This window comes from Streptomyces sp. NPDC045026 (genome assembly GCF_056432625.1).
Genome location: NZ_JBWKIS010000017.1, coordinates 79,142 through 104,866 on the forward strand (window position 1 = coordinate 79,142; position 25,725 = coordinate 104,866).

A 25,725-nucleotide genomic window follows, 5' to 3' on the forward strand; every position below is an offset into this window, starting at 1 on the left:
CCCGATCCGTCCCGTGCCCCACGGCCCGTGCTCCGTCATGCGTGCTTCGACTGATGAGACCCTAGCAAGTCATCTGATGTCTTCAGGAGACTGAGATCGACTCGCGCTCCTGTCATCAGCCACCTTCCCTGAAAACTAGGGGAAGGAGCACTTTAATCGCAGCGATGCACATGCCAGGATGACGCATGTCATCATACGTCTTGGGTAGTTCCTCCTAGGAGTCGCATGAGTACGGGCCTGGCCGTCGCCCCGCCGAAACCCTTGTCCCTGCCCAACGGCCGACCCGCCGCGGATGCCTGGTCGCTCGACCCGGAGTTGCTGCATCTCAACCACGGTTCGTTCGGTGCGGTGCCGGTGGCGGCACAGCTTGAGCAGGACCGGCTGCGGGAGCGGGCCGAGAGGGCGCCGGTGGTATGGTTCCCGGCTCAGCCGCGGCGGATCTCCACGGCCCGCGCCGAACTCGCCGCGTTCTTGCGTGTGGACGCCGACGATCTGGCCCTCGTACCGAACGCGAGCGCCGGAGTCAGCACCGTCCTGGCCTCGCTCACCCTGCCACCCGAGGCCGAGATTCTGGTCACCGATCACGGATACGGCGCGGTCACCATGGCCGCGCAGCGTACGGCCCTGCGCTGCGGCGGGCGGGTGCGGACCGCGCACATCCCTCTCGCGGCCGACGCGGACGAGGCGTTTACGGCCGTGGCCGAACAGGTCGGCGATCGCACCGCGCTGATCCTGCTCGACCAGATCACGTCGTCGACCGGCCGACTGCTGCCGGTCGAGCGGATCGCACGGCTCGCCCGACGGCGCGGCATCCCGTTCCTGGTGGACGGCGCGCACGCCCCCGGCATGCTGGCCGCGCCGCTGGACGGTCTCGCCTGCGACTTCTGGACCGGCAATCTGCACAAGTTCGCCTGCACCCCGCGCGGCACCTCCGCCCTCGTCGCGCGCGGTCCACTGCGCGCGGCCCTGTACCCGCTGATCGACTCCTGGGGCACCCAACTGCCCTTCCCCGCACGCTTCGATCACACCGGGACCCAGGACACCTCCGCCTGGCTCGCGGCCCCGGCCGCGCTGTCCTTCGTCGAGCGGACGTGGGGGTGGGAGACGGTCCGCGGTTATCTGAGCGCGCTCGCCGACTACGGGCAGCACACCGTCGCGGACGCGTTCGCCCGGCACATCGGACAGGACGCCGTGCCGGCGGTTGGCACACCCGCGCCGGCGCTACGCCTGGTAAGACTGCCCGACGAGCTCGGCCCCGACCGGTTCGCGAGTGATGTGCTGCGTGACCGGGCCGCACAGGAACTCGGCGCGGAGACCGCGTTCACGTCCTTCGACGGGGTCGGCTATATCAGGCTCTCCGCGCACGTCTACAACACCCCCGCCGATTATGAGGAGTTCGCCGAGCGGTGCGTGCCTCGGCTGGTGGCGTGGAGCCGCGCCGCCTGAGCCCGCGCGCCCCCCGGCCCAGCAGCCCGCACGGCTCTCCGAACACGGCCCCGACGAGGAAGGTAACGACCCGTGGCCCCGAGCATCTCGACGGACCTCCCCCCACTCCCGCCCGCGTACGACAGCGCTCTGGTGCGGTACCGCCTCCTAGGCCAGGTACGCGCGGAGCGTGCCGGAGAGCCGCTACCGCCGGGCACCCCGAAACAGCAGGCGCTTCTCGCGGCGCTGCTGCTGCGCGGCGGTGAACAGGTCGAGCGCATCGAACTGGTGCGGGCCGTCTGGGGCGAGCACGCGCCGGACAGCGCGGCGGGCCTGCTCGCCACGTACACAGCACGCCTGCGCAAGGCGCTGGAGCCGGACCGAGCCCGCCGCGCCGCACCCCGGCTCCTGATCACGCGGGGCACCACCTACGGGCTGCATCTGCGGCGGGACGCACTGGACCTGTGGCGCTTCGAGGACGCGCTGTCCGAGGCGCGCCGGGAGCGCCGCGCGGGCCGGGCCGGCGCCGCCCGCACCTGTTACGAGCGGGCCCTCGCCCAGTGGCGGGGCGAGCAGGCGCTGAGCGGGGTGCCGGAACGCTGTGCGGCGGATGCCCGGCACCGGCTCGCCGGGCTGCGCCTCGACGCCCGCCTCGAACACGCCGAGGCACTGCTCGACCTCGGTGAACATGCCGAGGCCGCCGAGCGGATCGCCCCGCTGGTGCCGGGCAGACCGTACGACGAGCGGTTGCAGGCGCTGCTGATGCTGGCGCTGTACCGCAGCGGGCGCACGCCCGAGGCCCTCGCCCTGTTCCGCGGAGTGCGGCGCGCCCTCGTGCACGACCTGGGTGTCGAACCGCGCCCGGGACTGAGCCGGCTGCACGAGCGCATCCTGCACGCCGACCCCTCGCTGGCCGCGCCCCGGCAGCCGCCGCGGTCACCCACGCCCGCGTGTCCGGCACCGGCCCACCGCCTGCCCGTGCCCGCTCAACTGCCGCGCGACAGCGCCGACTTCACAGGTCGGGAGGAGGAGGTGCGGCAGCTGCGCGAACTGCTGCGGCGCCCCGACTCCCCCGCCGCCGTCTGCCCCACCGTGGTGATCTCCGGTGCGGCGGGCCTCGGCAAGAGCACGCTTGCCGTGCACGTCGCCCACCAGGTGCGGGACCGGTTCCCGGACGGCCAGCTCTACGCGGTGCTCGGCGGGCGCGCCCCTGCCGACGTGCTCGGCCGGTTCCTGGAGGACCTCGGGGTGGCGCCGCACGAGGTGCCCGACGGTCTGGAGCGGCGCGCCGTCCGGTTCCGTACGCTCACCGCCGAACGTCGGCTCCTCGTCCTGCTCGACGACGCCCAGTCCACGGACCAATTGCGGGAGTTGCTGCCCGCGGCGCCCGGCTGCGCGGTGCTGGTGACCAGCCGGGCCCCGCTGCGGGACCTGCCCGGCCGGGTGCCGCTCCGGCTCGGCCCGCTGGACGCGGCCCAGTCCCTGCGGCTGTTGCGCCGGTTCGCTTCGGGGGCGCCGCTGGCCTCGGTCGCGGCGCTGCCGTACCGTTCGGCGGCCACCGCGACGGCTGCGTCCGCTCTGCACAGCCTCGCGGACGGCTGCGCCGGGCATCCGCTGGCGCTGCGGCTCGCCGCCGCGCGGGCCGCCGACGAAGCGGCCCGGGTGGACGACATCGGCGGGCCGCCCGCTTCGCACCCGGGGTTCCCGGACGGCCCGCGCACCGCCAGAACCCGTATCGCATCGGCAGGTTGACACCCCGTCAGTCCACACTCCCGGCGAGCATCGCGTCCGTGAAGTGACAGGCGCCGGCCCGCTGTCCCCGCACCGTCAGCAGGGGCTCGGTGTCACGGCACAGGTCCTGTGCGCGCGGGCACCGGGTGTGGAACCGGCAGCCCGGCGGCGGTGCGGACGGCGACGGCGGATCGCCCGCGAGGACGATGCGGGTGCGGCGCGGGGCGTGCGAGTCGCGGATGCGGTCGAGGGAGGGTTCGGCCGACAGGAGCGCCTCGGTGTAGGGGTGGCCCGGGGCCGCGTAGAGGGCGTCCACCGGGGCCTGTTCGGCGACCTTGCCCAGGTACATCACGGTGACGTCGTCGCACACGTGGCGTACGACGCCGAGGTCGTGGGAGACGAAGACGAGCGCGAGACCCAATTCGCGACGGAGCTTCAGGAGCAGGTTGACGACCTGGGCCTGCACCGACAGGTCGAGCGCCGAGACGGGCTCGTCGCACAGCAGCACGTCGGGGCCGAGGGCGAGGCCGCGGGCGATGCCGATGCGCTGGCGCTGTCCGCCGGAGAACTGGTGCGGATAGCGGTCCGCGTGACGGGCGTCGAGGCCGACCAGTTCCAGGAGTTCGGCGATCCGGGCCCGCCTCCCGGCGCGCGGGACGACATCGGGATGGACGTCGAAGGCCTCCCCGATGATCTCGCCGACCCTCAGCCGTGGGTTGAGCGAGGCGTACGGGTCCTGGAAGACGACCTGGACGCGGCGGCGCCACCGCTTGAGGGCGGCGCCGCGCAGCCGCGCGACGTCCTCGCCCTCGAAGAGGAGCCGCCCGTCGGTCGGCCGCTCCAGCGCGCACAGCAGTCGCAGCAGGGTCGACTTGCCGCAGCCGGACTCGCCGACGATGCCGAGCGCCTGACCGCGCCGCAGCTCCAGGTCGACGCCATCGACGGCCCGGACCACGGCCGCGCCCCGGCCGCGCCGCCACGGCAGCGCGGGCCCGCCGCCGTAGTGCTTGACCAGCCCTTCGGCCCTGAGGATCACGTCGTCGGTCATCGTGCGGCGCCTTCCGGGCTGAGCGGCTGGTCGAGGAGATGGCAGGCGCCGAAGCGGAGCTCGCCGGGGGCGGGCTGCAGGGCGGGGCGTTCGGTGGCGCACCGGTCGTGGGCGTGCGGGCAGCGCGGCCGGAACGGGCAGCCGGACGGCAGCCGCATCAGGTCGGGCGGCGTGCCGGGGATGGCGGGCAGGTCCTGGCCGCGCCTCTCGGCGGACGGCACCGACTGCAACAGCCCCTGGGTGTACGGGTGTTGTGGATCACCCAGCACATCGGCCGTGGCCCCCGACTCCACGACCCGGCCCGCGTACATGACGACCAGGTCGTCGGCGATCTCCGCGGCGACGGCCAGGTCATGCGTGATGAGCACGACCCCCATGTCGGTGTCGGCCTGGATCTCCGCGAGGAGTTCGAGGATCTGGGCCTGCACGGTGACGTCGAGCGCGGTGGTCGGCTCGTCGGCGATGAGCACCTCGGGGCCGAGGGCGAGCGCCATGGCGATCATCACGCGCTGGCGCATGCCGCCGGAGAACTGGTGCGGGTAGTCGTGGACACGGGCCCGCGCGCCGGGGATGCCCACGCGGTCCAGCATCTCGGCCGCCCGCTTCATGGCGTCGGAGCGGCTCGTGCCCCGGTGTACCCGGTACAGCTCGGCGATCTGCCGACCGACCGTGTGCACGGGGTTGAGTGCGGACAGCGCGTCCTGGAAGACCAACGAGATCCGGCTGCCGACGACGCCGCGGCGTGCGCGCTCGGTCAGCGTCAGCAGGTCCATTCCGTCGAACAGGGCCTGGCCGCCGGTGACATGACCGGGCGGGCTGTCGAGGATGCCCGTGATGGCCTGGGTGGAGACGCTCTTGCCGGAGCCGGACTCGCCGAGGATGACGAGGGTGCGGCCGCGGTGCAGGGTCCAGGAAACGGAGTCCACGGCGCGCAGGCGGCCGGCGCGAGTGTCGAACTCGACGCTCAGGTCACGTACGTCGAGCAGAGGTTCAGCTGCCATGGGGCGGTTCACCGCTCACCTCTTCAGTTTCGGGTCGAGAGCGTCGCGGACCGTGTCGCCCATGATCATGAAGGCCATGACGGTGATGGTCAGGAGCAGGGCGGGGAAGAGGAAGAGGTGGACGTCGTCGCGGTAGGAGGCGGCGATGGCGATCTGAAGTCCCCAGGAAATGGTGGGGGGTTGGAGCCCGATGCCGAGGAAGGTGAGCGCGGCCTCGGTGCCGACCGCCGCGCCGACGGTGAGCGTGGTCAGGGCGAGCAGCGGCGCCACCGAGTTGGGCAGGATGTGCACCCGCAGGATGTGCGGGGCCCCGGCGCCGAGCGCGCGGGAGGCGAGGACGTACTCGCGCGTGCGCACGCTCAGAACGGTGGAGCGCATCAGCCGCATGCCCGCGGGCCAGCCGAGCAGCACGATCACGAAGGCGATGGTCCACACGGAGCGGGACGAGAAGGCCTGCAGGATGACGATCATCGCGACGAGGCCGGGCAGGGCGAACAGCACGTCGGCGGTGCGCGAGACGAGGCTGTCGACGAAGCCGGGGAAGTATCCGGCGAGCATGCCGAGGACGCAGGCGACAGCGAAGCCGACCACACACACGGAGACGCTGACCAGGACCGAGGGCCGGGCCCCGTAGATCACGTTGGCGTAGTAGTCGCAGCCCTGGATGTCGTAGCCGAACCAGTGCGCGGCGGACGGGGCGCCCTTGGAGAGCTTCAGGTCGCACACGGTGGGATCGGTGGCGGTGAACAGCCGGGGAAAGGCGGCCATCAGCGTGATGACCAGGATGGCGAGGGCGCTGAGGACGAAGCGTGGCTTGCGCAGCAGTTCGCGTAGGACGGCGGCGCCGCGCGGGCTGTCCTCGCCGACGGGCTCGAGTTCGGCGGCGGTCGCGGCGGTCGCCAGGGCGGTGTCAGACATGGCGCACCCTCGGGTCCAGGAGGCCGTAGAGCAGGTCGACGACCAGGTTGACGAGCATGTAGCCGAGCAGCAGCACCGTGGAGAGGGTGACGACCACTCCGCCTTCCTTCATGGCGATGGAGCGGAACATGAACTGGCCGATGCCGTTCAGGTTGTAGATGCCCTCGGTGATGATCGCGCCGCCGAGAATGCCGGCCAGGTCGAGCCCGATGTACGTGATCACGGGCAACATGGCGTTGCGCAGCACGTGCCCCCACAGGATGCGGTTCGGGGCGAGCCCCTTGGCGCGTGCGGTGCGGACGAAGTCGGCGCTCGCGACCTCGGCGATGCTGGTGCGGGTGACGCGGGCGAGTCCGGCGAAGCCGAGGACGCCGAGCACGGTGGCGGGCAGCAGATAGCTGCCGGGCCAGCCGTCGGTGGCGCCGGAGACCGGGAACCAGCTGAGTTCGACCGCGAAGAAGGACTGCGCGAAGAACATGGCGACCAGACCGGGCACGGCGAGCACCCCGAGCGTGGCGCCGAGCAGCGCCCGGTCCACCAGGCCGTCGCGCCGCCATCCCGCGTACACACCGCTGACGAGCCCGAGGACGAGCTGGATGGCGAGGGCGGTGAGTCCGAGCTGGAGGGTCACCGGCCAGCGCAGCGCGAGTTGTTCGCCGATGTCCTGCCCGTCGAAGGTCTGCCCGAGGTCACCCTTGAGCAGGTTGCCCATGAAGTGCAGGTACTGGACGAACAGGGGATCGTTCAGGTGGTAGTAGGCGCGTTTGGCCGCGATGACGGATTCGGCCAGGGGTTTCTGTCCTGACAGGGCCCTGATCGGGTCGCCGGGGAGGGCAAAGACCATCGCGTAGACGAGGAACGTCACGATGACCGCGATCGGGATCATGATCAGGAGGCGGCGGAGCGCGAAACGCAACACCGTGTCCTCCTTTGGGAGTTACGGAGAGGAGTTACGGGATTGGGGGGCGGGCGGGGTCAGTCGGCGAAGGTCGACCGGACGGGATCCACGTTCGCGAAAGGGGCGTTGAGGGGTTCGACGCCCTCGGCATGCAGATAGACGTCCCGTGAGTGCGACAGCGGGAGCACCGGCATCTGCTCGGCGATGCGGTCCTCGATCGCCTGGTAGTCGCGCGTCGCCTGGGCCTGGTCGACCTGGGCGTTGGCCTCGCCGAGCATCCGGTCGACCTTCGCGTCGCGGTAGCGGCCGGTATTGACGTCGCCGTAGGACGCGAACATCGGGGTGAGGTAGTCCTCGAGCGCCGGGTAGTCGTGCCCCCAGCCCATGATGCGGATGCCGTCGAGCTTGCCCGCGTTGGCGAGCGGACCGATCTCGGCGCCTGGCTTGCCGACATACTGGATCTTCAGCCCCAGTTTCTGCCGCCACATGTTGCCCAGCGCCTCGGCGTACACCTGCTCGCCGGGGTTGTCGCTGGCGAAGAAGAGCCGCAGCTTGCCCGGGAACCCGCCGGCTTCCCGCAGCAGCTTCTTGGCCCGGGCCACGTCAAGCCTGCAGTCACTGCAGGTGTTCTCGCGGTGGCCGTCGACGCTGGGCGCGGTGAACGAGGTGGCGGGGAAGTTGCCGGGCTTGAGCTTGGCCAGAGAGTCGCGGTCCAGGGCGAGCGAGAGCGCCCGGCGGACGCGGGTGTCGGTGTACGGCTTCAGCGTCACCGGAAGGTTGAGGTAGTTGATGCCGGCGGCGGCCTTGGCCTGGCTCCACTTGCCGGGTGCGTCCGTCTTGTACGAGTCGATCTTCGACGACGGTACGGCGACGTAGTCGACGTTGCCGGCCAGGAACTCGTTGTACGCGGTCTCCGGGTTGGAGAAGAACCGGAACGTGATGTGGTCGGCCTGCGGGGCGTCCTTGCCAGCGTAGCCCTTGTTGCGCATGAGGCGCACCGGCTGCCCCGCCTTCCATCCGCCGTCCAGCTTGTAGGCGCCGTAGCCGATCGGCTTGTGCTTGAACTGGTCCGGGTCCTTCAGCGTCTCGGCGGACAGCGCGGCGACGCCGAGGTAGCTGAGCGTCGTCAGATACGGCGAGAACGCCCCCTTCAGGGTGACGGTGAAGGTGAGATCGTCGACCACCTTCAGCCCGGACAGCGTGGTCGCCTTCGGCTTGCCCTTGGCCGGGTTCAGGTCCGCGTAGCCCTCGACCCGCTGAAAGGCGCCGTTGTTCGCGAAGGCGTGCGGGGCGTACGCGGTGTAGTTCCACGTGTCCACGAACGACTTGGCGGTGAGCTTCTCACCGTTGGTGAACTTCCAGCCGGGCTTGATCTTGATCGTCCACGTCTTCGCGTCCTTCGACGTGACCGAATCGGCGACGACATTCACCAGCTTGCCGGTCTTCGCGTCCACCCGGGTCAGCGGCGCCCACAGCGCGGACTCGATCTGGATGCCCGTGGTGCCGTTGTCGTTCGACGGGTTCAGATAGGGCACCTCGGCCGCGGTGGCGATCGCCATGGAGTGGCCGTCGTCCTTTCCCGCGCCGTCCCCGCTCCCGGCGCCACTGCATCCGGCGAGCAGCACCGCCAGCGCGGTGCCGGTCGCCGCTTTGACGATTCTTCGTGTCCGGGCCATGAGTTCTCCCGCAGTCCTGGCCGGACCGGTCGCGGCGGGCACCGTCGTGACCAGCCCGGACGCGCCGGTCGGTTGGGCCGCGACAGTAGGAACGGCCCAGGTGGGCGTCAAGGCGGATGCCCTTCGGCGTCCATCCGACGTCCATTCCGCATCCCTCGCACCCGCTGAATGGGCGCTGAATGGACGTTCAGCAGGGGGAACTTGCACGCAGGAACGCCGCGTTCCTAGCGTCACCGCCCGACAGTCAGGCGCGCCGGGTCCCCGATTCCGGCCGGACGCACGGGAGTCCACATGGTGCGAACACGAAGAGCCGCCGCGGTGGCGGCGATTGCCGCGCTCGCCCTCGCGGCGACCGGATGCAGCGGCGGCGGCTCGGACGGCAAGGGCTCCGGTGCCGCCGGCCGTACGGTGACGGTGGCGACCGGCGCGGAGATCGCGGCGATCAACCCGGAGAAGGACAACAGCTCCGCCAACATCCAGCTGGCCTTCGCCATGTGGGCGCCGCTGACCCGGGTGGACCCGAAGAGCGGCAAGCTGGTGAACGTCGTCGCCGATTCGGTCACGTCGAAGGACGCGAAGACGTGGACGATCAAGATCAAGCCCGGCTGGAAGTTCACCAACGGTGAGAAGCTCACCGCCAAGTCGTTCGTGGACACGTGGAACTACACCGCGTACGGACCGCACGGGTACCTCAGCAACGGCTTCTTCCAGCGGGTTCAGGGCTACGAGGACCTCAACCCGGCCAAGGGCAAGCCGAAGGCGACCACGCTGTCCGGGCTGAAGGTGGTCGACGACCTCACCTTCACCGTGACCCTCAAGGCGCCCTTCTCGCCGTACCCGTCGACGCTCAGCTACTACGGACTCGCCGCCCTGTCCGCGGAGACGCTGAAGGACCCGGACGCGTACAGCCACAAGCCGATCGGCTACGGCCCCTACAAGCTGGACGGCGCGTGGAAGGCCGGACAGCCCGTGCGCCTCACGCGCAACAAGGGCTATGCCGGCAAGGACGCCCCGCAGGCCGACCGCCTCGTCTACCGCTTCTTCTCCAACCCGGAGACCGCCTACAACGAGTTCCTGGCCGGCAACCTCGACTACGCGACGCTGCCGTCCTCGAAGATCGACGCGTACAAGACGGACGCTCCCGGCAAGTGGAGCCAGGGCAAGTCCGCACCGAACCTCAGCTACCTCGAACTCCCGGTCAACACACCGGGGTTCAAGGATCCGAAGGTGCGGCGCGCGCTCTCGCTCGCCCTGGACCGCAAGGCCCTCGTCAAGCTGAAGCCGGGCGCGTTCCCCGCCACGTCCTTCACCGCCTCGACCCTCGACGGGCACCGCGAGAACACCTGCACCGCCTGCACGCTGGACGTGGCCGGGGCGAAGAAGCTGCTGCGCGAGGCCGGCGGTTTCTCCGGGCGCCTCAAGATGTACTACGCGAGTGACAACCCGGGGGACCAGGTCTTCGCCGAGGCGCTCGGCAACATGTGGCGGCAGAACCTCGGCCTGAAGATCCAGTACGTGGGCAAGCCCGGCAGCGACCTGAGCGCGATGGCGTCCAAGGGCGCGCTGGACGGCGTGCGGTCCTCGGGCTGGGGGCACGACTATCCGTCGCTCGAGGACTACCTCACGCCGATCTTCGCCTCGTACGGCGATTTCAACTCCAACGGCTACCGCAACCCCGAGGTCGACAGCCGTCTGGAGCAGGCGAACAAGATCGCCGACCCCGCGAAGGCCACGCGCGCCTACCAGGGCATCGAGGACCTGATCGCCCGGGACATGCCGGTCGTGCCGCTGTTCCACACGCGCACGATCTATCTGCACGCGACCGACGTCCACCCGCTGGACTCCCGGTACGCGGACATCAATCCCGTGCGCTCGACGATCGACCGCTGAACCGGGCCGCCCGCCCCGCCTTCCGTACTCCAGGAGACTCAACGCCCATGCATGACGACCGTTCGCTCATCGAAGACCGGCTGCGACGTGTGCTCGAGGAGCGCATCAGGCCCGCCGTGTACCCGGAGACCGTGCCGCTGGACGTGCGGGTGTGGCACGCGCCGGACGAGCCCGTGCCGGTCGCGGAGGGGCTCGCGGCGCCCGCGCTGTCCATCGGGGAGGGCGCCCGGTGGGGGCGGCCGTGGGGCACCAGCTGGTTCACGGTGACCGGCACGGTTCCCCAGCAGTGGGCGGGGCGGACCGTCGAGGCGCTGATCGACCTCGGCTTCGACGGGCACGGCGGTCCCGGCTTCCAGTGCGAGGGCCTGGTCTACGAGCCGGACGGGACACCGGTGAAGGGCCTGCACCCACGCAATCACTGGGTGCGCGTTGGAGCTCCGGCAGCGGGCGGGGAGCAGGTGGAGCTGCGCGTGGAGGCGGCGTCGAACCCCGGGTTCTTCAACTCCCGTGCGTTCAAGCCCACATGGCTCGGTGACACGGACACCGCGGGTCACGATCCGCTCTACACGCTGGGCCGTGTCGAGCTGGCCGTCTTCGACGAGACGGTGTGGGAGCTGCTGCACGACCTGGAGGTGCTGGGCCAGCTGATGGCCGAGCTGCCGCTGGACCGCGCCCGCCGCTGGGAGATCCTGCAAGCGGTGGGGGCGGCCCTGGACGTGGTGGACCTCGGCGAGGTGAACGGCACCGCGCAGGCGGCCCGCGACGTGCTGGCACCGGTCCTCGGCACCCCCGCGGGACCGTCGGCGCACCGGATCAGCGCGGTCGGGCACGCGCACATCGACTCGGCGTGGCTGTGGCCGCTGCGCGAGACGGTGCGCAAGGTGGCGCGGACCGCGTCGAACATGACGCAACTCCTCGACTCCGAACCGGACTTCGTCTTCACCATGTCGCAGGCGCAGCAACTGGCCTGGATCAAGGAGCACCGGCCCGAGGTGTACGCGAAGGTCAAGAAGGCCGTGGCCGAGGGGCGGTTCGTGCCGACGGGCGGCATGTGGGTGGAGTCGGATACGAACATGCCGGGCTCGGAGGCGATGGCCCGTCAGTTCGTGCACGGCAAGCGGTTCTTCCTCGACGAGTTCGGCATCGAGAACGAGGAGGTGTGGCTGCCGGACACCTTCGGTTTCGCGGCCGGGCTGCCGCAGATCATCCGCGAGGCCGGCTCCAAGTGGCTGCTGACGCAGAAGATCTCCTGGTCGCAGACGAACACCTTCCCGCATCACACGTTCAACTGGGAGGGCATCGACGGCTCCCGGGTCCTCACCCACTTCCCGCCCGTGGACACGTACAACTGCGCCATGGAGGGACGTGAACTCGCGCACGCGGAACGGAACTTCAAGGACAAGGGGCGGGCGAGCCGTTCGCTCGCACCGACCGGTTTCGGTGACGGCGGGGGCGGAACGACGCGCGAGATGGTGGCGCGGGCCAGGCGGCTGCGGTCGCTCGACGGCTCCCCCACCGTGGAGTGGGAGGCCCCGGCGGCGTTCTTCGAGAAGGCCGAGGCCGAGTACACCGATCCCGCGGTGTGGGTCGGCGAGTTGTATCTGGAGCTGCACCGGGCGACGCTGACGAGCCAGGCGCAGACCAAGCAGGGCAACCGGCGCTGCGAGCACCTCCTCCAGGAGGCGGAGCTGTGGGCGGCGACGGCAGCCGTCCAATGCGAATTCCCCTACCCGTACGAGGAGTTGGACCGACTCTGGAAGACGGTGCTGCTGCACCAGTTCCACGACATCCTGCCGGGCTCGTCGATCGCCTGGGTGCACCGCGAGGCCCGCGCGACGTACGCACGGGTCACGGCCGAACTCGAGGCGATCGTCGACGCCGCGCAGCGCGCCCTGGCCGGCCGCGGCACGGGTGTCCTGCGCTTCAACTCAGCGCCGCACGGGCGTAGTTCGGTACCCGCGCTCGGCGCTGCGGGCCCCCAGCCTGCAGACCTCGCGGCGACGACGGTCCGTGAGCGCGACGGCGGCGGCTTCGTCCTCGACAACACGATCCTGCGGGCCGAGATCGACGGCCGCGGCCTGGTCGTCTCGCTGGTGCACCTGGCGAGCGGCCGCGAGACGCTGGCCCCGGGCCGTGCGGCGGGCCTGCTCCAGCTCCACCCGGATCTGCCGAACAAGTGGGACGCGTGGGACGTCGACAAGTTCTACCGCAACACCGGCACCGACCTGACGGACGTGGACGCGCTGACCGCGACCGCCGACGGGGTGCGGGTCACCCGCTCCTTCGGCAAGTCCGTCGCCGCGCAGACCTTCACCCTCTCCCCCGGCTCCGGGCGCCTCGACGTCGCGACGGAGGTGGAGTGGCACGAGACCGAGAAGTTCCTGAAGCTGGCGTTCCCGCTCGACGTGCACGCGGAACGGTACGCGTCGGAGACCCAGTTCGGGCATGTGTACCGGCCCACGCACACCAACACGAGCTGGGAGGCGGCGCGCTTCGAGGCCTGCAACCACCGGTTCGTGCACCTCGCGGAGCCCGGCTGGGGTGTCGCACTGGTGACCGCTTCGACGTACGGCCACGACGTGACCCGTACGGTGCGTGAGGACCGCGGGACGACCACGACCGTGCGCGCCTCGCTGCTGCGGGCACCGCGCTTCCCCGACCCGGAGACGGACCAGGGAACCCATCGCTTCCGGCACGCCCTGGTGCCGGGCGCGGCCGTCGGGGACGCGGTCCGCGAGGGCGCGGCGCTGTCGCTGCCGGAGCGGGAGGTGACGGGCACGGCCCGCGCCGAGGTCGCGCCGCTGGTACACGTCGACCACGAGTCCGTCGTACTCAGTGCGGTCAAGCTGGCCGACGACGGCTCGGGCGATGTCGTCGTCCGCTTCTACGAGACGCGGGGCGGCCGGGCGACCGTGCGCCTCACTCCCGGGTTCGACGCGGCCGGTGCGGTCCGCTGCGATCTGCTGGAGCGTCCGGTGGCCCCGGCGGAGCCGGACGTCGCGGATCTGTCGTTCGCGCTGCGCCCCTTCCAGCTGGTCACGCTGCGGCTGGCACGGGCGGCCCTCACGGAGTCCTGAGCGTGCGGGGCGCCGTGGCGCCCCGCACCTGGTCGTCGGCGTGAACCGGCGAACCGCTCAGGTGGCTATCGTGTGCCGTTCGGAAACTCATCGCTACTGCTCGGAGGCGGTCTGGCGCGGCACCACTGTCTGCTGGAACCCTGTCCGAGTGATCGCTTCACTGGAGTACCAGGTGGCGCGGAAACGGCCCGCGGTTCCGGCGGTGCTGCTGCGCCGGGACGTGGCGAAGGACGCGGAATTGCTGGTGCCGCGGCACGAGAACGCGGTGCTGCGCAGGCAGCTCACGAAGCCGGTTCGCTACGAGCCGGCGGATCGGCTGTGGTTCGCAGGGCTGTCCTCGTTGATCCCCCGGCGCCAGTGGGCGCAGGTGTTCCCGGTGGCGCCCACGACGGCTGCTGGCGTGGCACCGCAGGCTGCTCGCCCTGAGGTGGGACTACAGCAAGCGCCGGAACAGGCCCGGCCGACCTTCGACCGGGCCTGCAGTGAAGGCTCTGGTGCTGCAGCTCGCCAAGGAGAATCCGCGCTGGGGCTGCCGACGGATCCAAGGGAACTCTGCGCCTGCCGAAAATGTCGTCTATGCAGCTCAGAAGCGTCTTCGACGGTGCGGCTGGATAAGCACTCGTGCTGCTTTCTCTCGCCTATTTAACCGTCACCAACCTGTTCGGCGCGCTGCGGTTGCTGCCGATGAGCGACCGCGACAAGGACGCGGAGATCCTCGCCCTGCGCCACCAGCTCACCGTCCTTGAGCGACAGCTCGGTACGGACCGGGTGAGACTCGCTCCGGAAGACCGGGCGTTGCTTGCCGCTCTGCTAGTGCCGCTGCCCCGTCAGGTCCTACCCCGGTTACGGCTCCTGATACGGCTTGACACCGTGCTGCGATGGCACCGCGATCTGATGAAGCGGCGCCATGCCCGCACATGCCGGCCGAAATGGCCGGGCCGACCGCCCACGGCCCGCTCAATTCGCGCGCTGATCCTCCGCCTGGTCCGAGAGAACCCCTCGTAGGGCTACCGCAGGGCGCACGGCGAACTCACCACCCTCGGCATCCAGACCGCCGCCTCCACCGTCTGGGAAATCCTCACGGCCGAGGGCATCGACCCCGCACCCGACCGGGCCGGCACCACCTGGGGCGACTTCCTTCGCTCACAGGCCGACGCCCTCCTGGCCTGCGACTTCATCAAGACCGTCACCCTAACCGGCAGACGCCAGTACAACTCGCGGTCATCGAGCACGCCACCCGCCGCGTCCGAATCCTCGGCGCCACCGCGCACCCCACCGCGGCCTGGTTGACTCAGGCCGCCCGCAACCTGGCCACGGACCTGACTGACACTAACTCCACCGTCACGTACCTGATCCGGGACCGGGACGCGAAGTACCCCGCCCTCTTCGACGAGACACTGAGCGACGCCCGCATCCGAGTCGTCCTCACCGGCGTCCGGATGCCACGCATGAACGCCATCATGGAACGCTGGGTCCAGATTTGCTGCCACGAACTCCTGGCCCGCACCCTCATTTGGAACGAGCACCACCTGCGCCACGCGCTCCGCCGGTTCGAGTTGCACCACAACCTCCACCGGCCTCACCAAGCGATGCACCAGGCAGCACCCCTGCGCGCCGTCCCCGAACCGCTCCCCCCTGCACAGACCTCCCACCTCGACGTACGCCGAAGAGACCGCCTCGGCGGAGTCCTCCACGAATACCAACATGCCGCCTGAACAGCATGGATAGACTTTTCGCCAGGCGCAGAGTTAACGCAGGTCGTCCCGCCAGAGTTGCTAGATGCCGTATTGGAGGAGACCGGGGCACGTGAGCAACGATTGCGGAGCCTCCCCTCTCCCGTCGGGGTGAACTTCGTGCTCGCGCTCGGGCTGTTCGAGCATCTGGGCGCCGGGCTGGTGTGGGGCAAGCTGCGCCTTCACCACTCCCTGTACCAGCCGCCGGCGTAATCCGATTGACCCGCGGCAGCCGCTGCGGGTGCCCCGCTCCGTCGGGAAGAAGAGATCACACAGGCAGTGGATCACCCCCGCCCCGGGTAACGTCAAGGTATGAGTCATCCGCACCCCGAGCTGAAAGCCGCCCCGCCCCTTCCCGAAGGAGGGCTGCGGGTCATCGCCCTGGGCGGCCTAGGTGAGATCGGCCGCAACATGACCGTCTTCGAGCACGCCGACAAGCTGCTCATCGTCGACTGCGGCGTGCTGTTTCCCGAGGAGACCCAGCCCGGCGTGGACGTAATCCTGCCGGACTTCACCTCGATCCGGGACCGGCTGGACGACATCGTGGCCGTGGTACTCACCCACGGCCACGAGGACCACATCGGCGGCGTGCCGTACCTGCTGCGCGAGCGGTCCGACATTCCCGTCGTCGGCTCCAAGCTGACGCTGGCGTTCCTGGAGGCCAAGCTCAAGGAACACGGCATCCGGCCGCGCACGGTACGGGTACGAGAGGGCGACCGGCGCGGCTTCGGGCCCTTCGACTGCGAGTTCGTGGCGGTCAACCACTCCATCCCGGACAGCCTCGCGGTCGCGATCCGCACCCGCGCCGGGATGGTGCTGCACACCGGTGACTTCAAGATGGACCAGTTCCCTCTCGACGACCGCATCACCGACCTGCGCGCCTTCGCCCGGCTCGGCGAGGAGGGCGTCGACCTGTTCCTCACCGACTCCACCAACGCCGAAGTACCCGGCTTCACCACCTCCGAGCGTGAGCTGAACCCGGCGATCGAGCAGGTGATGCGCACCGCGCCGCGCCGGGTCATCGTCTCCAGCTTCGCCAGCCATGTGCACCGCATCCAGCAGGTCCTGGACGCCGCCCACCAGCACGGCCGCAAGGTCGCCTTCGTCGGCCGGTCGATGGTCCGCAACATGGGCATCGCCCGTGAACTGGGCTATTTGGAGGTCCCGTCCGGTCTGGTCGTGAGCACGAAGGAGCTGGAGAAGCTCCCGGACCACAAGATCACTCTGGTGTGCACCGGCTCCCAGGGCGAACCGATGGCCGCGCTGTCGCGGATGGCCACCCGCGACCACCAGATCCGCATCGGCAAGGGCGACACCGTCCTGCTCGCCAGCTCCCTCATCCCCGGCAACGAGAGCGCCATCTACCGCGTCATCAACGGACTTACCCGGTGGGGCGCCCACGTGGTCCACAAGGGCAACGCCAAGGTGCACGTCTCCGGGCACGCCAGCGCCGGCGAACTCGTCTACTGCTACAACATCGTCAAACCCCGCAATGTCATGCCCGTGCACGGCGAATGGCGCCACCTGCGGGCCAATGGCGACCTCGCCATCCGTACCGGTGTCGACCCCGAGCGGGTCGTCATCGCCGAGGACGGTGTCGTCGTCGACCTCGTCGACGGGCGCGCGTCCATCACCGGCAAGGTCCCCGCCGGCAACGTCTACGTGGACGGCATGGAAGTCGGCGGCGCCACCGAAGCGTCCCTCAAGGACCGCCTCACCCTCGCCGCCGAAGGCGTGGTCACGGTGGTGGCGATCGTCGACGCAGACACCGGCGCCCTCGCCGAGGCCCCCGACTTCCTGGCCCGCGGCTTCGTCCACGACGACACCACCTTCGAGCCGGTCGTCCCCGTCATCGAGAAGACCCTGTCCACCGCGGCTGAGGAAGGCGTCGGGGACGCGCGCCAACTCGAACAGCTCCTCGCCCGCGCTGTGGCGAACTGGGCGTTCCGCACCCACCGCCGCAAGCCCCTCATCATCCCCGTCATCATCGACGCCTGAGCCCCGGCAGCACGGTCCCCGGTTCCGGTCGCGGCCCCGCGAGCATCGAGGTCGGGCACGGAAGTCAGCAGCCACCGGAGGAGCCGGAGTGGCAACGCAGATTGCGCCGATCGGCAGCTCCCGAGCGGCGACAGTCGCCAGCGGCACGCTCGACTTTTGCTGGGCCGACCTGAACAAGGCAGAGATGCGGTTTGCCGATGGTGTCGAGGCTGACGATCACGCCAGAGGGGACCGAAAGGGCCGGCTTGGAGTGGGCATTGTGAAGCAGACCCCAGTGGGCCGCGGCTGGGTCTGCGGGCGGTATTGGTCGCCGTCGACGGGGCCCGATGGGGTTGGAGGAGGGTCACAGGGCTTCCTCGAGGTCTGTGGCGGTGAGGGTGAAGCCGAAGCACTGGCGGACGTTGTAGACGGTGGCGTCCATGCAGTACGCGGGTGAGGTGGTGGCCACCGCGTCCTCCAGCATCAGCACGTCGTAGCCGAGGCTCGCTGCGTCCATGAGGGTGGCGAGGACGCACTGGTCGGCGTTTACTCCGGCGAAGAGGAGTGTGTCGGCGCGGAGATTGCGCAGGACGCTGTCGAGTTCGGTGTCCTGAAAGCCGCTCATGCGGTACTTGGCGATGTGCAGGTCACCGGGTACCGCGAAAAGGGGGGCGGTGATGTCGGCGGACTTGCTGTCGCGTTCCAGGACCTTTTCCCCCGTGGGCAGTTGGGATCCGAGGCCGCTTCCGGTTCCGTCCTGGTCGTAGACGTGGAGGACACCGGGCGGGAGGTTCGCGCGGTCGGGGCGGTTGCCCCAGTTGAGCCAGACGACAGGGACGTCGGCCGCCCGGAGGGCGGGGAGGAACCGCTGGAGTACGGGGATGGGGGCGCGGGCCAGGGACACGTCCACGCCGATCGAGGCCAGCCAGCCGTCGGGCGAGCAGAAGTCGTTCTGCATGTCGATGACGACGATCGCCGTTGAGGCCAGGTCGAGCGTCAGGATTTGGGGCCGAGCCTCCACGGTCACGGGGCGGGCCGGGCGTTGCAGGCGGCGGAGGTCGACGTGTGTGACGTCCGCGCGCCAGGAGTTGCGGGAGTTGGGGCCGATCTCATGCATGGGTCAGCTCCAGGAGGGCGTGGTCCGTGCCCGGTGCGCCGATCGCGCAGAGGCCGACCGGGAAGTCGCGGACCCGCAGCCGAGGCATGGTGACGGCGGGCAGCCCGGCGAGCGAGGCAAGGCAGGTGAGGCGGAGGGTTGCGGCTCGTACGGTCTCGACCTCAGCCGGCGTCGCGTCGGGGCGGGGGGCCGGGCTGCTCGTGGCGGGGAGAAGGAGCGCAGTACCGGGCGGGAGGGCTTCGACGATGACCGAACGGGCGGACAGGAGCCCGGAGGTGGCATCATGCAATTGACCCTCCGCGACCTGGCTCCCCCCGGCGAACCGGGCCTCGATGTCGGCCTCAAGCGCGCCTGGGTGCTTCTCGATCCACTCCCCGTGCGCGGCCCATGCCTCGGCCGCCTGGACGGTACGGAAGGCGGGCAGCCACTCCTCCAGGTGTGGGGCCACGCCGGTGTCGGTCCGTACGAGGTCCAGGCCGATACGGAGGGAAAGCGCCCGGCATGCGGCCTCGAAGGATGCCTGGACCTCGGGTTCGGCGAGCGCGGTGAGGGCGTCGTCGACCAGAAGCGTGGTCATCTGGGCTTCGTCGTCCCGGGGCAGGAGCACCGTCGCCGCTGTACGCAACAGGTAGGGGTCCCGGGCGAGCAATCCCGCCGTGTCGAAGGACGGGGCCAGCGGGAGCAGGCCGCCGGTGGGGACGGCTCCGTGGGTGGGGCGCCAGCCGTAGAGGCCACAGTAGGAGGCGGGGACCCGGATCGAGCCCGCGGTGTCCGTGGCCAGCCCCAGATCCACCCAGCCGCGGGCGACCGCTGCTGCCGGGCCGCTGCTGGAGCCGCCGGTGATCCGGCCGGGGGCGGCGGGGTTGACGGGGGTGCCGTAGTGGATGTTGGTCCCCGCGAGGCTGAAGGCGAGTTCGTCGGTTTGGGCGATCCCGGCGAGCTGGGCGCCCGCGCCGATCAATTCCCTTACTGCGTCGGCATGTCGGTGCTCCACCGGCGCATCGGCCAGCCGCTGCGGGTTGCCCCCGCCGATCCGCTGTCCGGCAACAGCGAAGAGGTCCTTGACGGCAGTACGTACACCGGCGAGCGGCCCCTCCTGCGCCCCGGCGACCAGCGGCTCGCCCACGACCCGCCACACCGCAGGGTCCGGAGCCTCGTCCGCCACCGGATCTGGCACCGCGCTGACGTGAGCGGCCGCGATCCGCCAGCCCTCCCCCGTCAGCCGCCACACCTGTGTCTGCATCCCGCGCGACCCTCCGGCCCGCAGCGTTTCGGCGGTCAGTACGGCGACGTCCTCGGCGATCCGCACCTCATGGACGCGCTCGACCGTTCGGGCCGGGGCTCCTCCGCTGCGGCCGCGACGGAAGTCCGAGATGGCCGCATGCCCGCTCAGCACCATGGAGCCCTCGGCGCGCACCGTGTCCGGGGCGTCCAGGAACCAGTGGTCGAGGCCCGCCAAGTCATTGGCAGCGAGGGCCTGTTCGTAGGACCAGAAGGCCTCGAGCAGATCGCTGTGGTTCGCCCCGTCAGGGGGCTGGGGCGTGGCGGTCCGGCCTGCTTGTCCGGCCGGAGGTCCGGGGGTTGCCCCCCGGGAGGGCACATAACTCATCGGGCGGCTCCGAGGACGGCCAGGTCCGCGTCGTCGAGCGCCACGAAGGGGCCGCGCTGGATCAGGTCGGCGAAGCCCTCGTCGGGGGACATGATCGTGAGGGTGTAGAGCCGCTCGGTGGCCGAGGTGTTGGTGATCCGATGCTTGGAGCCGACGGGCAGGACGAGTACATCACCCGGTGCGAGGTCGCGTTCGTGCTCATCGCTGACCGCGCGGCCCTCGCCCGCGAGCACCACGAAGGTCTCCACGGACTCGGGGTGCCAGTTGAGCGGCTGGGCGCCGCCCGGCTCCCACACCTCGAAGACGACGGTGGTCGGTGAGCCGTCAGCCGGTCCGGTGAGGACGGCGAGCTTGACCGTGTCGCCCGCGGTGATGTGGTGAGCGGTGATCTCGCTGAGCGGCTTGTGGAGCGGGGGGATGGCCATGGCAGGTGTCCTCGACGTCAGGCGTTCAGGAAGAGGCGGTCAGGCGGAAGGCAGGAAGCGGGCGCATTCGCGCAATGCGGCCGCGTTGTCGGCGATCGCGGTGTCCACGAGCTTGCGGCCGAGTTCGGGGGTGGCTCCGGTGGGGTCGCCGATGACGCCGTTGCCCGTACCGAAGTCGTCGCTCGTCCAGCCGAAGGAGACGGACTTGCCGAAGCCGATGTGCTCGTAGGCGGTCAGATGCTCGGGAACACTCCGCTCGGCCAGCGACATGTCCACAGTCTCCGGGTGGAGGTGGAGCATCGCCGCGGTCTCGTTCAGCCCGCCGTGCACCCCCAGACCCAGCTCGCCGGACGGGGACGCGCCGCCCTGGTCCGCGGGGAGCGCGGCGTGCAGCAGGAAGGTGAACAGACCGTATTTGGTGCGGAGTTCGCGCAGAGCGACTCCCAGCAGCGCAGTGTTGCCGCCGTGTGCGTTGAGGAACGCGAGCCGCCGGACGGGCCCTTTGTCGAGGGACCGTCCGAGGTCGTCCAGTACCGCGAAGAGCGTCGAGGCACTGAGCCACAGCGTCCCGGGCGACCAGGCGTGTTCGTCGGACTTGGCGTACGCGAGGCCCGGCAGCAGCGTGATGTCGCAGCTGTCGGATGCGGCCAGGGCGGCGCCCTTCGCTATCGCCTCCGCCATGAAGTAGTCCGTGGCGACGGGAAGATGGGGCCCGTGCTGCTCGATCGCACCGACGGGAAGGACGGCCACGGTGTCGGCGGACAGGTCGGTGACCGACGGTCCGCTGAGGTCGGTGAAGCGGGTGAAAGTCACGGTCAGCGCGCTCCCAGGAGGTGGCCGGGGTTGAGGAGCCCCAGCGGGTCGGCGGTACGGGCGGTGGCACGGACGAGGTCGAGGCGCCGGTCGACGTACCAGTTGTGGACGTCATGGACGCCAACGCCCAGTGCCTCCAGAGCAGCGATCCCCTCGTACACGGTGGCTTCGTCCTGGTAGTGCGCCATCAGCATGCCGACGGTCCCCGAGCGCATCCCCTCCAGGTGCAGCACCGTGCCAGGGAAGACGGCCTTGACCGCCGCCGGGTCGCCGAGCAGTACGTCGCCGCCGATCTCCAGGTGGAAGTAGCCGTCCTGGGCCTTCATCAGGTGATACGTGGGGTGGTTGAAGGAGAGCGAGGAGATGAGGGCGGGACCGCGCGGCGCGGGACGTACCTCCGTCACCCGGCCGCCGTGCTTCTCGATGATCGCCCGAGCGTCGTCCCCGGCCTGCTCCTCTATGATCGCGCGGACGCTCAGCGCGGCCGGGTCGAGGGCCGGGTCCGCCTCGAAGGTCTCGACGAGGCCGCGCTCGTCGAGGGAGACCAGACGTGGGGCGGGCTCCAGGCGTACGAGGTCGCTGAGCGCGGCGGTGGCGGAGGTCCAGGTGTCGAAGGAGGCAAAAAGGCCGGTCCAGACGCGAGCCGGCTGAAGCGCGACGGTCGCGGTCGTGGTGATGCCGGTGGTGCCGTAGGTGTGGATGTACGGGAGTGCTTCCTCGCCGCGTACGGTGAAGGGCTCGGCCTCCGCTGTGCACGGGACGACAGTCAACTCTTGTACGAAACCGTCCCCGTTGGTGCCATTGGCGAGCGATCCCGTGCCGCCGTTCCCACCGGAGAGGAAGCCGCCGAGCGATGTCCCGAAGGTGGAGGGGAACATCCACAGCTCCTGGCCCAGCGTGCGCGCATGCGCCTCCAGGTCGGACATCTTCGCGCCCGCCTCGGCCCGGATCCACCCGTCGCCCGCGCCCAGGATGCGTCCGCATCCGGTGAGGTCGAGGACGGCGCCGCCGTGCAGCGGGATCGCCTGGCCGTAGTTGCCGGTGCCTTTGCCGCGCGCGGTGAGCGGGATGCGCAGGCGATGGGCGAGGGCGACGAGGGGCTGGATCTGCTCGTACGAGGACGGGCGCAACACCACCTCGGCGCGACCGGCAGGGAGCTTGGCGGCGAGGATCGGCGACATGTGCGCCCAGTCGCGGGACGCCTTGTCGAGGGCGGAGTCCTCGCGTACGACGGCATTCTCACCCAGCAGTGCGGCAGCCTCTGTACAGAATTCGTCGATGCCGGGGGTGCGGTGCGTGGCACCTGTGTCGGCGCCCAGCATCGCTTCGTCTGCGACAAGTTCGGTCATCCGGCGCAGTTCGGCGGCGGACAGGGTCGTGCCCTTGGGGTCGACGGCCATCACTTCATTCCGATCTTGGTGTCGATGAATTCGTTGGTCGCCAGGTCGTCGGCGCTCAGCCCGGCCGGGATCTTGACGCCGCCCTTGGTGAGGATCGGCCCGAAGGTCTTCAGGGAGTCGGCGACCCGCTTCTTGTCGAAGCTCGCGATCGATCCGTCGGCCTCGTTGCCGAGGATGCCGAGCTTGACCATCTCCTTGGCGGCGTACCGGCCGGTGCCCTTGGAGTAGACCCAGCTCGTGCCGTACTGCTTGACGATGTCGTCGATGAGCGTGATCGCTGTGTCCGGTGCGGCGGCGAAGTCGGCGGCCGACTGCTGGATGACGGGGACCAGCTTCTTCAGGCAGGGGCTGAGCTTCTTCAGTGCGCCGGTGCGGACGGAGAGTGCCTGCGGGTAGACGGTGTATCCGACATCGGCCAGCAGCCGGAACCTGACCGGCTTCTTCCAGGCGGCGATCTCGTGCTCGTAGAGGTACGGTTCCGCAGTCGCGAAGCCCTGCTGGGCGATGGAGGGGTCGGCGACGAAGCGGGACGGCGCGCTGTCGTAACTCCCGTCCAGCTGGCTCTTCTTGATGAGGCCCTTCGACACCAGCATCGGGGCGAAGATCTCGCCGTCGCGGTAGACGACCTTGGCACCGCTCTTGCCGATATCGGCGACGCTCTGCCAGTCCGGGTGGGTCTTGGGGTCCCACATCAGGACCTGCGGGCTCTCCTTCATCAGCGCGGCAACCGCGGTGACGGGTTGCTTGCCGGACGCCTGGATGGCGCTGTCGGTGGTGACCATGCCGAGGGTGATGGACTGGTCGATGTACATCTGCGAGGCGGGGCTCTGGAACCCGACGGCCGAACCTCCCGCCCGCACCTGGATCTTGACGCCGGTGTCCTCGCCGCCGATGACGAGGGGGCCGGTGACCCGCTTCTTGTCGGTGTCGACGGTGTAGCCGGGACCGACCAGGTTGTAGATCGGACCGTGTTCGGCCTCGGGCTCCCAGTCGGCCTGGACGACGACGGTGGCGGGACAGACCTTGTCGAGACGCTGGGCAGCGGGAGCAGGCTTGAGGTCGGCGGACGAACCGGCGGTGGTGGCGCCGGCGCCGCAGCCGGTGGCGGCGAGAAGGAGCGAGGCGCTCAGTCCCGCAACAAGGCTTCTTCTGGCGGCAATTGGCATGGCTGTCTCCCGGAAGGGGCTCTGACGAGGAAGCGGAGAGGGGGTGGGGGCCGGCTCAGCTGCGGCCCGACGCGTGCCAGGAACCGACGGCGAGGCGGGACAGGAGAGTGAAGAGCGCGAAGACGGCGACCCCGAAGAGGGAGGCGAGGATGATCGCGACGAAGAGGTCCTCGGACTGGAGCCGTGAGCGGTAGACGTCGAGGAGGGTGCCGATGCCGGGCGCGCCCTGCTTGAAGAACATGTCGCCGACGATCGCGCCGATGACGGAGAGCCCGGAGGAGGTACGCAGTCCGGTAAAGATGGCGGGGAGTGCCGCGGGCAGTTCGAGCTTGCGCAGGCGGGCCCCGCCGCTGGCCTTCTGGAGGGTGAAGAGGTCGTGGTGGGCGCGGTCCACGGACTGCAGTCCGAAGAGGGTGTTGGCGATCAGTGGGAAGAGGGCGATGAGGACGCAGACGACGACCCGGCTGGTGAAGCCGAAGCCGAACCAGAGGCCGATGAGGGGGACGATGGCGAGGATCGGGACGGTCTGCAGGATGACGGCGTACGGATAGAGGGAGCGCTCCAGCCAGCGGGCGCGGCTCATCACGACGGCCCCGGTGATGCCGAGGACGGCGGCGATGGCAAGCCCCGCGAGAGCGACCTGCGCGGTGAGGGCGAGGGCCTGGAGCATGGGTTGCAGGTGGGTCCAGTCGAGGACGGCGGCCTGGAGGACCTGATGCGGTGGCGGTACGAGGAAGCGGCGGGCGGAGGCGAGGAGCAGGTAGCTCACCGCGTACCAGAGGCCGATGGCGATGGCGAGCGAGCCGATGGGGGCGAGCAGGGCGACGGGGCTGCGGCGGGTGCGGGCGGGCGCCTCGGCGGCCGGGAAAATCTCGACTGTGGCGCCGGCGGCAGCATCGGACTGGCGCCCGGAGGCCTTCCCCTCGTGGGCCGGAGCGGCAGCGCTCGAACCGGTGACGACCGGCTCGGAGGCGGCAGACGGTTCACAGCTCGAGCCGACTGTGACCGAAGCGGCAGGGGTTGCGTGGGCAGTCGGCACGTCGGCGGCCGGGGTGTTCGTGGTCACTGGGCGTCTCCTCGCAGGGCTGCGGAGACCGCGCCCGCGATCGCGGCGAACTCCGGTTCGTAACGGAGCGATGCAGGCCTGGGGTGAGCGAACGGCACCTCGAACTCGGCGGTGATACGTCCAGGTCGGGCCGACATCACCACGACCCGGTTGGCCAGGAACACCGCCTCGGTCACCGAGTGTGTGATGAAGAGACCCGCGAATCCCGTCTCCGCGAAGATCCGCTGGAGCTCCTCCTGCATACGAAGCCGAGTCATCTCGTCCAGCGCGCCGAAGGGTTCGTCGAAGAGGAAGAGCGCGGGGCGCATTATCAGCGCGCGGGCCAGCGAGACCCGCATCCGCATCCCGCCCGAGAGCTGTCCCGGCAGCTGCTTCTCGAAGCCGTCGAGGCCGACGAGACGGATAGCGTCCATGGCGCGCTCGTGCCGTTCGTTCTTGGGGCGGCCGGCCAGTTCGGCGGGCAGCGCCACATTGGCGAGGACGCTGCGCCAGGGCAGCAGGGTGGCATCCTGGAAGACGTAACCGACGTCCCCGCCCGGGGTGTCGATCTCCCCCGCACTGGGGGCATCCAGCCCAGAGGCGAGCCGCAGCAGTGTGGACTTCCCGCATCCGGAAGGGCCCAGGACCGCCACGAACTCCCCTGCCCCGACGCGGAGATCCACACCCGAGAGCGCGGTGGTCCCGCTGTCGAAACGCTTGTCGACGGCTGCGAAACTCAGCGCCGTCTGCACTGCTGTCGCCACGTCGGCTCCTTC

General features: G+C 70.1%; 19 protein-coding genes and 2 pseudogenes. 8 read left to right on the forward strand and 13 right to left on the reverse strand.

The genetic code is table 11. The features are described from left to right. Positions 1–225: 225 nt before the first annotated feature. Both AC07EJ_RS29945 and AC07EJ_RS29950 read left to right on the forward strand, forming a co-directional pair. Positions 226–1,446: an aminotransferase class V-fold PLP-dependent enzyme gene (locus AC07EJ_RS29945; RefSeq protein ID WP_478885428.1), complete on the forward strand. Its 1,221-nt coding sequence runs from the start codon at positions 226–228 to the stop codon at positions 1,444–1,446. Positions 1,447–1,518: 72 nt separating this feature from the next. After that, the gene (locus tag AC07EJ_RS29950; RefSeq protein WP_393587202.1) at positions 1,519–3,177 is read left to right on the forward strand and encodes an AfsR/SARP family transcriptional regulator; all 1,659 of its coding nucleotides are present in this window, start codon (positions 1,519–1,521) and stop codon (positions 3,175–3,177) included. A 7-nt stretch (positions 3,178–3,184) separates the two neighbouring features. Here AC07EJ_RS29950 and AC07EJ_RS29955 read toward each other — a convergent pair whose 3' ends face one another. The 5 genes from AC07EJ_RS29955 to AC07EJ_RS29975 are packed head-to-tail and all read right to left on the reverse strand — an operon-like array spanning position 3,185 to position 8,697. Then, positions 3,185–4,204, reverse strand: coding sequence for an ABC transporter ATP-binding protein (locus tag AC07EJ_RS29955; RefSeq protein WP_389490425.1), 1,020 nt, complete (start codon positions 4,202–4,204; stop codon positions 3,185–3,187). Then, entirely contained in the window at positions 4,201–5,205 is a 1,005-nt protein-coding gene (locus tag AC07EJ_RS29960) for an ABC transporter ATP-binding protein (protein ID WP_478885429.1), read from the reverse strand. Before AC07EJ_RS29960 ends, AC07EJ_RS29955 begins: the two co-directional genes overlap by 4 nt. Positions 5,206–5,220: 15 nt before the next feature. Then, positions 5,221–6,123 (reverse strand): ABC transporter permease, encoded by a 903-nt coding sequence (locus AC07EJ_RS29965; protein WP_326773151.1) that lies wholly within the window; start codon positions 6,121–6,123, stop codon positions 5,221–5,223. Next, positions 6,116–7,042, reverse strand: coding sequence for an ABC transporter permease (locus AC07EJ_RS29970; protein WP_100597836.1), 927 nt, complete (start codon positions 7,040–7,042; stop codon positions 6,116–6,118). The genes AC07EJ_RS29965 and AC07EJ_RS29970 overlap by 8 nt, the downstream gene beginning before the upstream one ends. Before the next feature lie 56 nt (positions 7,043–7,098). Further along, positions 7,099–8,697, reverse strand: coding sequence for a peptide ABC transporter substrate-binding protein (locus tag AC07EJ_RS29975; RefSeq protein ID WP_478885430.1), 1,599 nt, complete (start codon positions 8,695–8,697; stop codon positions 7,099–7,101). 291 nt (positions 8,698–8,988) lie between these two features. Between AC07EJ_RS29975 and AC07EJ_RS29980 the strand changes: the two genes are divergently transcribed. The 6 genes and pseudogenes from AC07EJ_RS29980 to AC07EJ_RS30005 all read left to right on the forward strand — a co-directional run bounded on the left by AC07EJ_RS29980 (position 8,989) and on the right by AC07EJ_RS30005 (position 17,395). After that, a complete protein-coding gene (locus tag AC07EJ_RS29980) occupies positions 8,989–10,587 on the forward strand; it encodes a peptide ABC transporter substrate-binding protein (RefSeq protein ID WP_389490433.1) in 1,599 nt (532 codons plus the stop codon). Between the two features lie 47 nt (positions 10,588–10,634). Beyond that, positions 10,635–13,664: an alpha-mannosidase gene (locus tag AC07EJ_RS29985; RefSeq protein WP_478885431.1), complete on the forward strand. Its 3,030-nt coding sequence runs from the start codon at positions 10,635–10,637 to the stop codon at positions 13,662–13,664. Positions 13,665–13,812: 148 nt separating this feature from the next. Further along, positions 13,813–14,221: pseudogene (locus AC07EJ_RS29990) on the forward strand (helix-turn-helix domain-containing protein); the annotation flags it as partial. A 64-nt stretch (positions 14,222–14,285) separates the two neighbouring features. Further along, positions 14,286–15,379 (forward strand): annotated as a pseudogene (locus tag AC07EJ_RS29995) (integrase core domain-containing protein). 9 nt (positions 15,380–15,388) lie between these two features. Beyond that, positions 15,389–15,610, forward strand: coding sequence for a transposase domain-containing protein (locus tag AC07EJ_RS30000; protein WP_389490467.1), 222 nt, complete (start codon positions 15,389–15,391; stop codon positions 15,608–15,610). A gap of 99 nt (positions 15,611–15,709) precedes the next feature. Then, entirely contained in the window at positions 15,710–17,395 is a 1,686-nt protein-coding gene (locus AC07EJ_RS30005) for a ribonuclease J (protein WP_478885432.1), read from the forward strand. 343 nt (positions 17,396–17,738) lie between these two features. Here AC07EJ_RS30005 and AC07EJ_RS30010 read toward each other — a convergent pair whose 3' ends face one another. Genes AC07EJ_RS30010 through AC07EJ_RS30045 form a run of 8 tightly spaced genes read right to left on the reverse strand, consistent with a single transcriptional unit; the run spans position 17,739 to position 25,713 of the window. Then, a complete protein-coding gene (locus tag AC07EJ_RS30010; protein WP_326773155.1) occupies positions 17,739–18,491 on the reverse strand; it encodes a cysteine hydrolase family protein in 753 nt (250 codons plus the stop codon). After that, the gene (locus AC07EJ_RS30015) at positions 18,484–20,100 is read right to left on the reverse strand and encodes an amidase (RefSeq protein WP_478885433.1); all 1,617 of its coding nucleotides are present in this window, start codon (positions 20,098–20,100) and stop codon (positions 18,484–18,486) included. Before AC07EJ_RS30015 ends, AC07EJ_RS30010 begins: the two co-directional genes overlap by 8 nt. Next, positions 20,097–20,525 carry a cupin domain-containing protein gene (locus tag AC07EJ_RS30020; protein WP_389490441.1) on the reverse strand — a complete coding sequence of 143 codons (429 nt, stop codon included), beginning with the start codon at positions 20,523–20,525 and terminating at the stop codon, positions 20,097–20,099. Before AC07EJ_RS30020 ends, AC07EJ_RS30015 begins: the two co-directional genes overlap by 4 nt. Before the next feature lie 39 nt (positions 20,526–20,564). Beyond that, the gene (locus AC07EJ_RS30025) at positions 20,565–21,338 is read right to left on the reverse strand and encodes a creatininase family protein (RefSeq protein ID WP_389490443.1); all 774 of its coding nucleotides are present in this window, start codon (positions 21,336–21,338) and stop codon (positions 20,565–20,567) included. A 2-nt stretch (positions 21,339–21,340) separates the two neighbouring features. Then, complete coding sequence (locus AC07EJ_RS30030) at positions 21,341–22,738, reverse strand: FAD-binding oxidoreductase (RefSeq protein WP_478885434.1); 1,398 nt, start codon at positions 22,736–22,738, stop codon at positions 21,341–21,343. After that, positions 22,738–23,904, reverse strand: coding sequence for a substrate-binding domain-containing protein (locus AC07EJ_RS30035; protein WP_389490447.1), 1,167 nt, complete (start codon positions 23,902–23,904; stop codon positions 22,738–22,740). Before AC07EJ_RS30035 ends, AC07EJ_RS30030 begins: the two co-directional genes overlap by 1 nt. Positions 23,905–23,959: 55 nt before the next feature. After that, positions 23,960–24,970, reverse strand: a complete 1,011-nt coding sequence (locus AC07EJ_RS30040; protein ID WP_478885435.1) for an ABC transporter permease — start codon at positions 24,968–24,970, stop codon at positions 23,960–23,962. Continuing rightward, positions 24,967–25,713, reverse strand: a complete 747-nt coding sequence (locus AC07EJ_RS30045) for an ABC transporter ATP-binding protein (RefSeq protein WP_389490451.1) — start codon at positions 25,711–25,713, stop codon at positions 24,967–24,969. The genes AC07EJ_RS30040 and AC07EJ_RS30045 overlap by 4 nt, the downstream gene beginning before the upstream one ends. Positions 25,714–25,725: the final 12 nt, after the last annotated feature.

Bases quoted from the DNA above. Each gene is read 5' to 3' on its own strand.
- AC07EJ_RS30015 (WP_478885433.1), bottom strand. From the start codon at position 20,100: ATGAGTTATGTGCCCTCCCGGGGGGCAACCCCCGGACCTCCGGCCGGA.
- AC07EJ_RS30020 (WP_389490441.1), bottom strand. From the start codon at position 20,525: ATGGCCATCCCCCCGCTCCACAAGCCGCTCAGCGAGATCACCGCTCAC.
- AC07EJ_RS30005 (WP_478885432.1), top strand. From the start codon at position 15,710: ATGAGTCATCCGCACCCCGAGCTGAAAGCCGCCCCGCCCCTTCCCGAA.
- AC07EJ_RS30010 (WP_326773155.1), bottom strand. From the start codon at position 18,491: ATGCATGAGATCGGCCCCAACTCCCGCAACTCCTGGCGCGCGGACGTC.
- AC07EJ_RS30035 (WP_389490447.1), bottom strand. From the start codon at position 23,904: ATGCCAATTGCCGCCAGAAGAAGCCTTGTTGCGGGACTGAGCGCCTCG.
- AC07EJ_RS29965 (WP_326773151.1), bottom strand. From the start codon at position 6,123: ATGTCTGACACCGCCCTGGCGACCGCCGCGACCGCCGCCGAACTCGAG.
- AC07EJ_RS29945 (WP_478885428.1), top strand. From the start codon at position 226: ATGAGTACGGGCCTGGCCGTCGCCCCGCCGAAACCCTTGTCCCTGCCC.
- AC07EJ_RS29955 (WP_389490425.1), bottom strand. From the start codon at position 4,204: ATGACCGACGACGTGATCCTCAGGGCCGAAGGGCTGGTCAAGCACTAC.
- AC07EJ_RS29975 (WP_478885430.1), bottom strand. From the start codon at position 8,697: ATGGCCCGGACACGAAGAATCGTCAAAGCGGCGACCGGCACCGCGCTG.
- AC07EJ_RS29985 (WP_478885431.1), top strand. From the start codon at position 10,635: ATGCATGACGACCGTTCGCTCATCGAAGACCGGCTGCGACGTGTGCTC.
- AC07EJ_RS29960 (WP_478885429.1), bottom strand. From the start codon at position 5,205: ATGGCAGCTGAACCTCTGCTCGACGTACGTGACCTGAGCGTCGAGTTC.
- AC07EJ_RS30030 (WP_478885434.1), bottom strand. From the start codon at position 22,738: ATGGCCGTCGACCCCAAGGGCACGACCCTGTCCGCCGCCGAACTGCGC.
- AC07EJ_RS29980 (WP_389490433.1), top strand. From the start codon at position 8,989: ATGGTGCGAACACGAAGAGCCGCCGCGGTGGCGGCGATTGCCGCGCTC.